This is a genomic window from Rhizobium sp. WSM409, from assembly GCF_057653825.1.
Map to the genome: position 1 here is coordinate 221,312 of NZ_JBYGKP010000002.1, position 12,718 is coordinate 234,029.

A 12,718-nucleotide genomic window follows, 5' to 3' on the forward strand; every position below is an offset into this window, starting at 1 on the left:
CAGGCATGGCGGGCAGCATGGATGACGTTTTGAAGGCGGTGATCGCCGTCGATGGCGCCAAGGTGAGTTTCGGCGCAGTCAGGGCACTCGATGGCGTGACCCTTCGCGTCATGCCGGGCGAATGCGTCGGGCTTGTCGGACACAATGGCGCCGGCAAGTCCACCATCGTCAGCGTCATCAACGGCGGTCTCACACCGCACGAAGGAGGTGTGGCAAGCGACGGCGAACGGCTGGAGCGTTATGGCATCAACGCTGCGCGTGCCCGCGGTGTGCGCTGCGTCTTCCAGGAGCTTTCGCTCTGCCCCAACCTTTCGATCGTCGAGAACACGCGCATCATGCATCGCCATCTCGGAGGCTTCGGCTGGCGAAGGCGCGCCGCACAAATCATCGAAACGAGCCTCGACGCCGTCTTTCCCGGCCATGGCATCGACAGCAGCCGGGCCGTGGGGGATCTTTCGATCGCCGAGCGGCAGATGGTCGAGATATCAATGGCCTTTTCCGACGCCGGCATTGCGCCGCGTCTGGTGATCCTCGACGAACCGACCTCGTCGCTCGATGCAAGCCTTGCCCGGCAGATGCTCGACCATGTCCGCCGCTTCATCGCCACGGGCGGGTCCGTCATCTTCATCTCTCATATCCTGCACGAGATCCTCGAAACCTCCGACCGCATCGTCGTCATGAAGGACGGCCGCGTCGTCGCCGAGCGCCCGGCGCAGGGCTTCGACCATCACGGCCTCGTCGAAGCAATGGGCACTGTTGCGAAGGAGGAAACCAAGCGCTCGGCCCGCGAACAATCCATCGCTCCGCTCATTCTGTCCCATCAGGCGAAGGGTCTTCCCTTTGCGGCCCGCAAGGGCGAGATCATCGGACTGGCGGGTCTGGCCGGCCATGGGCAGACCGAGCTCCTGCTTGCCCTGCATGCCGCCCAGTCGAGCAACTGGCTGCCCCAGCGCGATCCGCTCGTCACCTTCGTTGCCGGCGACCGCCGCCTAAACGGCGTCTTCGAACTCTGGAGCATCCTGCGCAACTTCTCCATCGCCTCGCTCGGTGACCTCTCCCGGCGCGGCCTCATCCTCGCGGGCGAAGAAGAGGCGAAGGGCGCCGACTGGAAGCGGCGGATCGAGATCCGCACGCGCCATATGGACAACCGCATCCTGTCGCTTTCGGGCGGCAACCAGCAGAAGGTGCTCTTTGCCCGCGCGCTGGCGACGCGCGCACCAGTTGTGCTGATGGACGACCCGATGCGCGGCGTCGATGTCGGCACCAAGCAGGAGGTCTACGCGATCATCCGCGAGGAAGCGGCGCATGGCCGCACCTTCATCTGGTACTCGACCGAAATGGACGAGGTCCGCCTTTGCGACCGCGTCTACGTCTTCCGCGAAGGCCGCATCACGGCCGAACTCGCCGGTGACGCCGTCAACGAGACGAATATCATCGCCGCCTCCTTCGAAGGGGTCGCCGCATGACGTTCCGGCTGTCGTCCGACGCCCTGCGTCTAGCCATTCCCGCCCTATCGCTGACGCTGCTGCTCGCCGCCGTCTTCTGGCTGCAGCCGCGCGCCATGAGCTATGTCGGGCTCAACCTGCTGTTCAACCTGGCTGTGCCGATCGCGCTTGCGACGATCGCCCAGATGATCGTGATGGCGGTCAACGATCTCGATCTCTCGATGGGCGCCTTCGTCAGCTTCGTCGCCTGCGTCACCGCGACCTTTCTGCGGGATGCCCCGGTGATCGGCGTGCTGATCCTGGCCGGCGCGATCGCAACCTATGCGGGCCTCGGCGTCGTCATCTATCTACGCAACCTGCCGTCCATTGTCGTGACCCTTGGCATGAGCTTCGTCTGGGGTGGCCTTGCCGTCCTGCTGCTGCCGGCACCGGGCGGGCAGGCGCCGGACTGGGTGCGCTGGCTGATGACCGTCAAGCCGCCGCTGGCGCCGATGGCGATCGTCGCCAGCATCGTCATCGCCTTGGTCGCCCACCTTCTCGTCATGCGGTCGTCGCTCGGCGTGCTGATGCGCGGCATTGGCGGTAACCAGCGTTCGGTCGAGCGCGCCGGCTGGTCGATTGTCGGGGCGCGCGCTGCCGCCTATGGTCTTGCCGGCCTCTTTGCGGTGCTCGCCGGCATCGCCCTCGTCGGCCTGACCACCTCGGCTGATGCCAATATCGCGTTGCGCTACACGCTGCTTTCGATCGCCGGCGTGATCCTCGGCGGCGGCGAGTTCATCGGCGGCCGCGTTTCCCCGATCGGCGCCGTCATCGGCGCGCTGACACTGACTCTTGCCGGCTCGTTCCTGTCCTTCCTGCGCATTTCGCCGGACTGGCAGATCGGGGCTCAGGGCGCGATCCTGATCATCGTGCTGGCACTTCGGCTGATGCTGAACCGCCTGGAGAAGCGGGAGAAACGCCGATGACCCCGCTCCTGCGCCTGTTCCGCAAACCCTGGATCTGGTCGTGGCTTGCCGCCTTTGTCGTCTGGTTCCTGACGATCATGGTGACGTTCGGCGCCAGCACGCTTGGCCTGTCGCAGGCAGCACTCACCTTCGCGGCTTTCTCGGTCATCGTCGGCATCGGCCAGATGTTCGTCATCACGCTCGGCCCCGGCAACATCGATCTCTCGGTTCCCGCCACCATGACGCTTGCCGGCACGGTTGCGCTGAAGCTGATGAATGTCGAAAACGGCATGATCCTGCCCGGGCTTCTCGTCGCCATCGTCATCGGCCTTGTCGTCGGCCTCGGCAATTATGCGCTCATCAAGGCGCTGCGCATTCCGCCGATCATCGCCACGCTTTCCATGAGCTTCATCGTCCAGTCCGCAGCGATCTGGACGAACCGCGGATTGCGCATCAAGCCGCCGAGCGTGCTGGCGGAGTTCACCACGTCGAACACGCTCGGCGTGCCGAATGTGGCGATCGTCGCATTCCTGATCTCGCTGCTGGCCTGGTTCCTGCTCGAGAAGACGATCTACGGACGCTGGATCTCGGCGATCGGGCAGAGCATGCCGGCAGCGCGCATGGCCGGCATACCGGTCGATGGCACGCGTTTCGTCACCTACCTTTTCTGTGCGGTTCTCGCATCGGTCGCAGGCTATCTGCTCGCCTGTTTCTCCGGCGGCGCGGCGCTCAACATGGGCACGGAATATCTGCTGATGTCGATCGCCGTCGTCGTGATCGGCGGCACGGCGGTTGCCGGCGGCGATTCCAACGTACCGGGCATCTGGGGCGCATCGCTCTTCATGTTCCTGGTCGTCTCCATGCTCAATACTTATGGGTTCGGCGCGGGCATCCGCCTGATCATGACCGGCCTTATCATCATCAGCGTCATCATGCTCGCCGGCGGTCGCCGGGCCGGCATGCGATAAACGGGAAAACCGCCATGGCCGAGGCCAGCATTTACGAAATCCACGACCCGCGCTTCCGGCAGATGATCGTGACCAGTGCCGGTCTGGACGAACTCTATTCCGGCTGCCGCTGGGCGGAGGGTCCCGTCTGGTTCAACGATGCGAACCAGCTGCTGTGGAGCGACATTCCCAACCAGCGCATGCTGCGTTGGACGCCCGAGAGCGGCGTCTCCGTCTATCGCCAACCCTCCAACTTCACCAACGGCCATACGCGCGACAGGCTGGGACGGTTGATCTCCTGCGAACATGGCGCGCGCCGTGTCACCCGCACCGAGATCGACGGCTCGATCACCGTCCTTGCCGACCGTTTCGAGGGCGCCCGGCTCAATTCGCCGAACGATGTGGTGGTGAAATCAGACGGCTCGATCTGGTTCACCGACCCAACCTACGGTATCATGTCGGACTATGAAGGTTATCGCGCCAAGCCGGAGCAAGCTACCCGCAACGTCTACCGGCTCGATCCGACGACCGGGGCGCTTTCCGCAGTCGTCACGGATTTCATTCAGCCGAACGGCCTCGCCTTCTCGCCCGACGAGACAATCCTCTATGTGGCGGATTCGGCCGCCAGCCATGACGAAAGCCTGCCGCGCCACATCCGCGCTTTCGACGTGATCGACGGCATCAGGCTGGCAAACGGCCGCGTCTTCTGCCTGATCGACAACGGCATTCCTGACGGCATCCGCACGGACGTGAACGGGAACCTTTGGTCGAGTGCGGCCGATGGCGTGCACTGCTTCGACCCGGCGGGTACACTGATCGGCAAGATCCGGGTACCGCAGACCGTCGCCAACCTCACCTTCGGCGGGCCTCAACGCAACCGTTTGTTTATTGCGGCGACGCGGTCGGTTTATTCGGTTTATGTGGCGGTGAGTGGGGCTCAGGTGCCGTGAGGTCGCAATACAAACCGTTGCTACAAAAAGCTCGGCGGCCCGCCCCGTATGCTGGCCGCCGAGTGCACATAAATCTCTTCATCATATGGGCTGATTGAACCCTCCGCTCGTAAGGCCATGCATTTCCCGGATCAGATCGGCCGCCCGCTCTCCGATGACAACACAAGGCGCCATCGTGTTGCCGGTGGTGATGCGAGGCATGATCGAGGAGTCTGCGATGCGAAGGCCATCAATACCGTACACTTTGAGCTCGTTATCGACCACCGACATGCTGTCGCGTCCCATCTTGGCTGTGCAGGATTGATGCCAGTAGGTGACGGCCGATCTGCGGATGAAGTCAATCATTCCCGATCGATCGCGCGCGCCTGGCGCTGTCTCTCCCGTCACCAGCGGCGTAAACGCTTCGCTGTTTCCCAGTTCCCGGCATAGCTCCACCGCGACCAGGGCAGCAGCCATGTCTTCTGGTTCACTCAAAGAGTTGGGTTCGATTAGGATGGGGTCATTTGTATCCGGGCCGGAGAGCCGTAGTCGACCACGGCTTTGCGGTTGGGCGAGACCGCTAAACATTGTCCAGCCATGTTCGGGCGTTTGGAGACCCGTCTCGATCGGCGAAGGCACGGCGAACTCCAACTGGCACTGAAGAATGTCCGGCTGGGCAAGACGCGAGTCGCTTTTCCAATATAGTTTTGCTTCGCAGCCGCTACCACCGATGGTTTCAGGCTTTCGATATGCCCAGGTGCAGCCGAATGCGAGGTGATCCTGATGATTGCGACCAACACCAGGTAAGTGCTGAACGACAGGAATGCCATGAGCTTGTAACTCATCTTCCGGGCCTATACCCGACTGCATCAAGACTTTCGGCGTGTTGATCGCGCCAAGCGACAGCACCGTCTCGCAACGCGCCGTGAACTGACGTCGCTGACCATCGACAAGAACCTCGACACCAATCACCCGCTTGCCAGAGACGCGTGACCAGGGCATCGGTCAGCACCGTCAGGTTCGGCCGCGACATGAGCGGACGGACATAGGATCCGAACACGGATTCCCGCTTGCCATCTCGGATCCGCAGTTCAGCGATCGATGCCCCTCTGTCGGCGCCTAGGCTGTTGGCACTGTCCCTCCATCGATCGTATATTCGGTACCAGTGATTGATGCAGCCCGGTCCGAAGCGAGGAAGGCAATCAGGTTTGCGACCTCTTCCGGCTTTGCCGGACGCCCCAGCGGAATGCCGCCCAGCCCGTCCATGATGATCTTTTTGCCCCCCTCAAGGTCAGTTCCGGCCTGCTTCGCCAGGCGCTCTGCAAGGTGGACCGAAGCTTCCGTTTCGATCCAGCCCGGCGACACCCGAACGACACGAACACCTTTGGGCGAAACTTCCTTCGACATCGCCTTGCTGTAAGTGGAAAGTGCTGCCTTGGCTGCAGCATAGGCGGTCGTCGATTCTGGAAGCGGCAGGACTCTCTGGATGGATGTCACATGCACCACCACACCGTTTCCTTGAGCGACCATGCCCGGAACCAGTTGCCGATCCAGGCGAACGGCTGGAAAAAGGTTGAGCGACAGCTCCTTATGCCAGTCGTCTTCCGACAGTGCAGAAAATCCACCTCCGGCCGCTGAAGAGCCACCGAGCATATGGACGATGACGTCGACGCCGCCAAGGCGCCGCCGCGTGGCCTCTGCGACGATTGCACATCCCTCTTCCGTGGTCAGGTCCGCCTCGACGAACATTTCTTCCGACAGGCTTTCCGGACGGCCCCGCGCTGTCGTCAGCACCTTTGCGCCTAGCTCCCGAAACAGGCTGACGGTTGCAGCGCCGGTACCTTTTGTTCCAGCGGTAATGAGTGCGCGTTTGCCCCTCAGGTTGAGAAAGTCGGTCATGACCGGATCTCCAGCCAGACGATCCTGTCGTCCTTGAGGGTGAAGCCGTGGGTGAGCATCACCGGGCTACCGGGAAACTGGCCGCTCACCCTTGCTCGGACGATTGCTTTGTTGCCGTCAATCGCGGATTCCACGGGTTCTGCACGGTATTGGGTGGCCTTCTTCGCCGCCACCCACCACTCGCGGATTGCGGCGACGCCTTGATGGTGCGCTCCTTCGTCTTCGACGACGGCTTCGATCGCAAAGGTGTCCAGCAGCGCATCCGCGTCATTGCGACGGTCTGCTTCAAAGTACGTGTTTATGATACCGGGCATGTCCATTGTGTTCTCCTCATAATCTAACCGATACTTATCCCTCGACCATTGCGTAAATAAGTGGGATAAACCGGCATGCGATGATGAACAGATCGGGACGATGGAGCTATCCAGCCTGAAGGAACTTGAAGCGGCCATTGCAATTGCCAGGCGCGGGACTTTTCGAGCAGCGGCCATTGATCTCGGTATGTCCACGACCGCGTTGAGCCATACGATAAGCAGGCTCGAGGCGGGACTTGGCGTGCGGTTGTTTAACCGCACCACCCGCAGTGTGTCGCTGACGGATGCCGGCCGGTTGTTTGTGCAGCAGGTTGGGCCCACGCTTCAGGATCTCCATGCTGCTCTGGATCTGGTACGCTCCCACCGCGAGACTCCTTCCGGTACGATACGGATCAACGCAGCGCCATTTGCGGCGCGCGCCATCGTCTCACCGCTCGTGCTGGAGTTCCTGCGCCGCTATCCCGACATGAATGTTGATATCGTTACCGAGGGTAAAATGGTCGATATCGTCAAGGACGGGTTCGATCTGGGCGTCAGGGTAGAAGGCCTCGTTCCCAGCGACATGATTGCCGTTTCGCTCGGCCGGCCTCAGCGACACGCAGTGGTTGGGTCGCCCGAGTATTTCGAGAAACATGGTAAGCCCACGGTGCCTCCGGATCTTCTCAGTCACAGGTGCATTCGTGTTCGCCTGCCAGACGGCTCCTTGTTTCGATGGCGGTTCGAAAAGGACGGCGAGTCGTTGCAGATCGACGTGCGGGGGCCAATCGCACTCGACGAGACCAGTCTTACGCGGACTGCTGTGATCGAAAGCGCCGGCGTGGGCTATCTCTTTGAACAGGACATTCTCTCGGACATAGAGGCGGGGCGCGTTGTGCGCGTTTTGAAAGATTGGACGCCGCCGTATCCAGGGCTATGTCTATACTATCCTGGACGCCGAAATCTATCGGCTGGCGTCCGAGCATTCCTCGACTTAGCTCGTGAGTTCTCCCGAAAAGTGGGTTGACCCACTGCCTTCACCTTGAACGGTTTAGAACCGTTGGCGGTGAACCCTCCTGCGTCGCTCCTGCCTACCGCCCGCCTACTACTGCGCCGGTTCCAGCATCGCGCAATCTTCCCCGCCGTTGCACTCTCCCGAGAGGGTGCGCTGACCGAGCGCAATGATAAGGACGGTTGCGGCCCCGGCGGCTGCAGACACCCAGAATCCGCTCTGGGGACCGTAGCTGTCGACGACCCAGCCGGAGACGAAAGCGCCGAGCGCCATGCCGATGCCGATGCCGGTCATTACCCAGGTGACGCCTTCCGTCAGCACCGATTCCGGCACGCGACGCTCAATCAGTCCGAAGGCCGTAATAAAGGTCGGCGAGATTGCGATGCCACTGACGAAGACGGCCACAGCAAGCAGGGTTACCGAACTGCCGGCGACGAGCAGCGGCAGCGAGGTCAGGGCGAGGATCGCAACAGCGATCAACAACTGACGGTGCAAGGGGATGCGGATATTTAGCGCGCCGAGGGTCAAACCCACTAGGAAGGAACCGAGGGCATAGACACCGATGACCAGGCTTGCGGCATTCGGCTGACCAAGCTCCTTGGTGATGGCGACAACACTCACTTCAGCGGTTGCGAAGATCGCGCCGACGAAGATCAGCGCGAGTGTGATGATCTGCACCGGGCGCTGGCGGATCGCAGAGCCAACCGAAGCCGCGCCGGCGACATGACGCACCTTCGGCTCGGTGCCGCGCTGCACGATGAAGGCGGCCGTTCCGAGCGCCAGAAAAGCTGTGCTCACTATCATGCCGGCCTCCGGGAATAGGGCGACGGCCAGCCCGACCGACAGCGAGGCGCCGGCGATGTAGACCAGTTCGTCCGCGGCACTTTCGAACGCGAAGGCGGTGTTGAGTTCGGGCCGGTTGCGAAAGAGTTCCGTCCAGCGCGCCCGCATCAGCGCCGGAATGCTTGGCATGGCCGCCGCGAGGAAGGCAGAGGCAAATAGCGTCCACACCGGCCAGTTCTGATTGGCCGCGGTGATCAGCGCGATGAACGCCATCACCGATACCATGGTTGTTGGAACGACGACTGCCGTCTGGCCCAGTCGGTCGACCGCTCGCGAAATCTGCGGTGAAATCACAGCATTGGTGAGCGCATAGGTCGCCGACACGGCGCCTGCCAGCCAATATTCGCCACGTGCCTGGGAAAGCATGGCGACGATGCCAATCGGCGCCATGGCGATAGGAAGGCGTGCGAAAAAGCCGGCTGCGGAGAAGCCCTTGGCCCCAGGTGCCGCGAATATTTGTTTATACGGATTTGACATGGGACGATCCTTCCAGATATCGGATAGAACGCTTATATACGGAGCGTATGTGTTCTAGATAATGCATACGTTCCGTATGTCAATGAAAAAGATACGCGGCGTATGCCAATGGAGAAGAGATGCGCAAACCGCGCCAGGAGATGATCGCAGAGACCCGCGGCAAACTGATCGCAGCCGGGCGGCGTGCCTTTGGCACGATCGGCTACGCGGAAGCCTCGATGGACGATTTCACCGGCGAAGCGGGACTGACGCGCGGCGCCCTCTATCACCACTTCGGTGACAAGACGGGCCTGCTCCAGGCCGTCATCATCGAAATCGATGCAGAAATGACGGACCGGCTGAACGAGGTCTCGGCCGCCGCTCCCACGCGCTGGCAGGGATTTGTCGACGAGTGCTCCGCCTATATCGAAATGGCGCTTGAGCCTGAAATCCAGCGTATCATGTTTCGCGATGGCCCGGCTGTGCTCGGCGATATCTCGCAATGGCAGAACACCCCCGGCTGCATCGCCGCCCTCTCCCGCAGCCTCGACCGTCTCAAGGCCGATGGCGAGATCATCGATATCGACACCGAAACCGCCGCTCGCCTCATCAATGGCGCTAGCAGCCATATGGCGCTGTGGATCGCCAATGCGGAGAATCCGGAGGCGGTTTCGAAGCGGGCGGTCGCGGGATTCAAGGCTATGTTGGGGAGCCTCCGCAGGCAGCAAGGAGGTGTTTGATTTTCTATTCAGGCGCCATCGGGCCTGGGTCGTTCCCTTGACGATCGCGTTCCTGCCGCTGTGTAGCCACCGCTCCACACTCTGATACGTTTTTGGCATTTCCTGAAACATGCCAGATACCCAGACCCGTCAGACATCACTCCGTCACGAAATGTCGCCCTGGGCGACAAGAACATGGAGTGCCACATGAAGAAGTTTGACAATATTTTCGCCTGGCGCCGGCTTGCCCGCGGAGCAATGGTGATGGCGGTTGGACCGATGTTGCTGTTCCCAGCCGGTTACCTTGTGCCGGCGAGTGCCGCCGACGTCACATCGGACGGGCCGGCGACGCCGATCGAGGCCGACGAAACGATCCGCCCGTTCCAGATCCACGTTCCGCAGTCACAGCTTGACGATCTGCGCAAGCGCGTTGCCGAAACGCGTTGGCCAGACAAGGAGACCGTGAGCGACACCTCGCAAGGCATCCAGCTTTCGCGCGTCCAGGATCTGGTCCGTTACTGGGGCACTGATTACGATTGGCGCAAAGCCGAGGCGGAGCTCAATGCACTTCCGGAATTCATCACGACGATCGACGGCGTCGATATCCAGTTCATCCATGTGCGATCGCGTCATCCCAACGCCCTTCCGGTCATTTTGACCCATGGTTGGCCGGGTTCGACCTTCGAGTTCATCAAGGCGATCGGCCCTCTTACCGATCCGACTGCCTATGGCGGTAAAGAGGAGGACGCATTTGATGTCGTCATCCCTTCGATCCCCGGCTACGGCTTTTCGGGTAAGCCGACGGAGCTTGGCTGGGGCCCCGACCGCGTTGCGCGGGCATGGGACATCCTGATGAAGCGGCTCGGCTACGCGCACTACGTTTCCCAGGGTGGCGACCATGGTTCCGTTATCTCCGACGCGCTGGCGCGCCAGGCACCGAAGGGTTTGCTTGGTATCCATCTCAACATGCCGGCGACCGTTCCGGGCAATCTCACCAAGGCGATCAACAGTGGAGACCCGGCTCCCGCAGGGCTGTCGGCGCCCGAGCGGGATGCCTATGAATCCCTGAGCACCTTTTTTGGCCGGAATGCCGCCTATGGGGCCGTGATGGTGACGCGTCCGCAGACGATCGGCTACTCGCTTTCCGACTCGCCGTCGGGCCTGGCTGCCTGGATCTACGAAAAATTTGCGCAGTGGAGCGATAGCGAGGGCATTCCCGAGCGTGTTTTTTCCAAGGACGAAATGCTGAATGACATCACATTGTACTGGCTGACCAACACTGGGGCATCCTCGTCGCGGTTCTATTGGGAAAACAACAACAACAACTTCAGCTCAGACGCCCAGAAGACCAAAGAGATCAAGATCCCGGTGGCAATCAGCGTATTCCCAAAGGAGATCTACCAGGCGCCGGAGAGTTGGAGCAAGCAGGCCTATCCCACGCTGCATTACTACCACCGTGTCGATATGGGCGGTCACTTCGCCGCTTGGGAACAGCCCCAGCTTTTCGCTGAGGAACTGCGAGAGGCATTCAGACCGGTGCGCTGATCCATCGGCTGCAGAATGACGGCTTGGCATATCCGCGGCTGAGAGTGGCGAATTCAAAGCCGCGGAGAATCGAGCTCGAACCGTTTCATCAAATCATCCTCATCCCATTGTATTTTCCGCGGGTCAGTTCAATGCGCCGCCCGCTGCCAATACCTCGTCCGGCGTATCGACATCGAGCAAGGCTGCGTCGCCAACATCGACATCAAGCACAGGGAATCCTGATGTGGCGATGATATCGCGCGCGCCGACATCGCCTTCAAGTCTCAGGACTGCCTGATTGAGAGAACGTGGCAGGATAACGGGGTTGCCCGGTTTCCCTCGCGAGACCGCGCGCACGACGGCGTCGCCGCCCACATTGCGAAAGGCGGAAATAAGGGCATCGAGATGCGTCGTGGAAATGCCGGGCATATCGGCGAGCATGACGAGAATGCCGTCGGCGCTGTCAGCGCCCCTCGATGAGAATCCTGCCATGAGCGAGCTCGCCATGCCGCTGGCGTAATCGGGATTATCGACGAAAGTCAGAGCGAGCCCATCGAGCGCGGCCTCGATCTCGCTCCGGCAATGACCTGTGACGACGATAACGGAGGCTGCATCCGTACCGAGCGCGGTCAATGTTGACCGCCGCACGAGCGGCACGCCATCGAACTCGGCCAGCAGCTTGTGCTTCCCGCCCTCACCCATCCGGCTTGCCTTGCCGGCAGCAAGAATGACGATCGCGACTGACGCCTTACGCATAAGCCACCAGTCTTGCCGCAGCGATGTCAGCCAGAACCGACAGGGCGAGCGAGGTTGCATCTCGCGTCGGGCCGAACATCCCGATGGGCGCTTTGATGCGACCGATGTCATCCTTTCCGAAAGCCATGGTTGTCAACCCCACGACACGCCGATGATGCGTGCGGCTACTGCCGAGCGCGCCGATATAAAAGGCGGGCGAGTGAAGCGCGGTCTCGAGAATGGCGGCTTCGGCGTCGAGGTCATGATGCAGGAGCACAACGGCCGTGAAGGGGTCGATGATGTCGGCCGCGACCCTGCCCCCCTCGCCCTGTCCTCTGACGATCACGTCGTAGCCGGAAGCCTCGGCCAGTCGTGCGACGGCCTGCGCTTCGATCGTCTGCCCGGAAAGGACGACGCGGGTGCGGGGACGGTAGACGCTCAGGAAATCTCGCTCGAGCCAGCACGCCCGTGACAGTGGGTCTACCGCTTCGAGCGTCTGACGTTCTGGCGAATAGGCAAGACCGGCTGCCTGCCGCCGTTCGAGACGATCGAGAACCTCCCGCAAAGCGCTGACATCTTTGAGGACATGGATTGCGACGGTGATCCCGCCGCCGCAGGGAAGGACAATGTCGAAGAAGGGAGAGCCGTCGCCGAATTTGACCGTGCGGTCCCGTCCTTCCGCCATTGCCAGAAGCGCTTCGGAAGCGACGGCGGCTTCGACACATCCGCCGGAGACATAGCCGCAGAACCGCCCGTCTGCGGCAACCGCCATATGAGCGCCGAGCGCCCGCGCGGCCCCGCCCCGGATGTCAACGAGAGTGGCGAGCGCCGCCACGCCAAGACCATGGGCGTCTATCGCGAAGCGAAGCAGGTCCGACGGATCGTCGGTGGACGAGGCCCTGACGGGAATTGGCGCCGTGATGGGCGCAAGTGTCTGATCCATCGGAAATCCTACAGGAATTGGCGGCGGTCCGC

12 protein-coding genes and 1 pseudogene are annotated in these 12,718 nt (G+C 61.7%); 7 read left to right on the plus strand and 6 right to left on the minus strand.

From position 1 onward, the window contains the following. Window positions 1-17: 17 nt before the first annotated feature. The 4 genes from AC25BC_RS24590 to AC25BC_RS24605 are packed head-to-tail and all read left to right on the plus strand — an operon-like array spanning window position 18 to window position 4,286. Window positions 18-1,466, plus strand: coding sequence for a sugar ABC transporter ATP-binding protein (locus tag AC25BC_RS24590; RefSeq protein WP_128438804.1), 1,449 nt, complete (start codon window positions 18-20; stop codon window positions 1,464-1,466). Continuing rightward, window positions 1,463-2,410 (plus strand): ABC transporter permease, encoded by a 948-nt coding sequence (locus tag AC25BC_RS24595; RefSeq protein WP_003550647.1) that lies wholly within the window; start codon window positions 1,463-1,465, stop codon window positions 2,408-2,410. The genes AC25BC_RS24590 and AC25BC_RS24595 overlap by 4 nt, the downstream gene beginning before the upstream one ends. Further along, entirely contained in the window at window positions 2,407-3,357 is a 951-nt protein-coding gene (locus AC25BC_RS24600) for an ABC transporter permease (RefSeq protein WP_003562385.1), read from the plus strand. Before AC25BC_RS24595 ends, AC25BC_RS24600 begins: the two co-directional genes overlap by 4 nt. A gap of 14 nt (window positions 3,358-3,371) precedes the next feature. Further along, window positions 3,372-4,286, plus strand: coding sequence for an SMP-30/gluconolactonase/LRE family protein (locus AC25BC_RS24605; RefSeq protein ID WP_003562384.1), 915 nt, complete (start codon window positions 3,372-3,374; stop codon window positions 4,284-4,286). A gap of 81 nt (window positions 4,287-4,367) precedes the next feature. On the opposite strand, the pseudogene AC25BC_RS24610 reads toward AC25BC_RS24605, so the two are convergent. From AC25BC_RS24610 to AC25BC_RS24620, 3 genes and pseudogenes are all read right to left on the minus strand, one after another. Continuing rightward, a pseudogene (locus AC25BC_RS24610) lies at window positions 4,368-5,376 on the minus strand (GMC family oxidoreductase); the annotation flags it as partial. 8 nt (window positions 5,377-5,384) lie between these two features. Further along, window positions 5,385-6,164, minus strand: a complete 780-nt coding sequence (locus AC25BC_RS24615) for an SDR family oxidoreductase (protein WP_017996136.1) — start codon at window positions 6,162-6,164, stop codon at window positions 5,385-5,387. Continuing rightward, complete coding sequence (locus AC25BC_RS24620) at window positions 6,161-6,484, minus strand: nuclear transport factor 2 family protein (RefSeq protein WP_017996135.1); 324 nt, start codon at window positions 6,482-6,484, stop codon at window positions 6,161-6,163. The genes AC25BC_RS24615 and AC25BC_RS24620 overlap by 4 nt, the downstream gene beginning before the upstream one ends. Before the next feature lie 94 nt (window positions 6,485-6,578). Here AC25BC_RS24620 and AC25BC_RS24625 point away from each other — a divergent pair, with 94 nt between their 5' ends. Beyond that, on the plus strand, window positions 6,579-7,481 hold the full coding sequence (locus AC25BC_RS24625; RefSeq protein WP_017996134.1) for a LysR family transcriptional regulator: 903 nt from the start codon (window positions 6,579-6,581) through the stop codon (window positions 7,479-7,481). A gap of 78 nt (window positions 7,482-7,559) precedes the next feature. Here the strand turns inward: AC25BC_RS24625 and AC25BC_RS24630 are convergent, their stop codons facing one another. Next, the gene (locus AC25BC_RS24630) at window positions 7,560-8,786 is read right to left on the minus strand and encodes an MFS transporter (protein WP_017996133.1); all 1,227 of its coding nucleotides are present in this window, start codon (window positions 8,784-8,786) and stop codon (window positions 7,560-7,562) included. Between the two features lie 119 nt (window positions 8,787-8,905). Here AC25BC_RS24630 and AC25BC_RS24635 point away from each other — a divergent pair, with 119 nt between their 5' ends. Together AC25BC_RS24635 and AC25BC_RS24640 are read left to right on the plus strand one after the other, a co-directional pair. After that, complete coding sequence (locus tag AC25BC_RS24635; RefSeq protein WP_012755140.1) at window positions 8,906-9,505, plus strand: TetR/AcrR family transcriptional regulator; 600 nt, start codon at window positions 8,906-8,908, stop codon at window positions 9,503-9,505. Window positions 9,506-9,691: 186 nt separating this feature from the next. Beyond that, window positions 9,692-11,029, plus strand: a complete 1,338-nt coding sequence (locus AC25BC_RS24640; protein ID WP_017996132.1) for an epoxide hydrolase family protein — start codon at window positions 9,692-9,694, stop codon at window positions 11,027-11,029. 123 nt (window positions 11,030-11,152) lie between these two features. Here the strand turns inward: AC25BC_RS24640 and AC25BC_RS24645 are convergent, their stop codons facing one another. Next, window positions 11,153-11,764 carry a nucleotidyltransferase family protein gene (locus AC25BC_RS24645; protein WP_128438803.1) on the minus strand — a complete coding sequence of 204 codons (612 nt, stop codon included), beginning with the start codon at window positions 11,762-11,764 and terminating at the stop codon, window positions 11,153-11,155. Then, on the minus strand, window positions 11,757-12,686 hold the full coding sequence (locus tag AC25BC_RS24650) for an XdhC family protein (protein WP_128438802.1): 930 nt from the start codon (window positions 12,684-12,686) through the stop codon (window positions 11,757-11,759). Before AC25BC_RS24650 ends, AC25BC_RS24645 begins: the two co-directional genes overlap by 8 nt. Window positions 12,687-12,718: the final 32 nt, after the last annotated feature.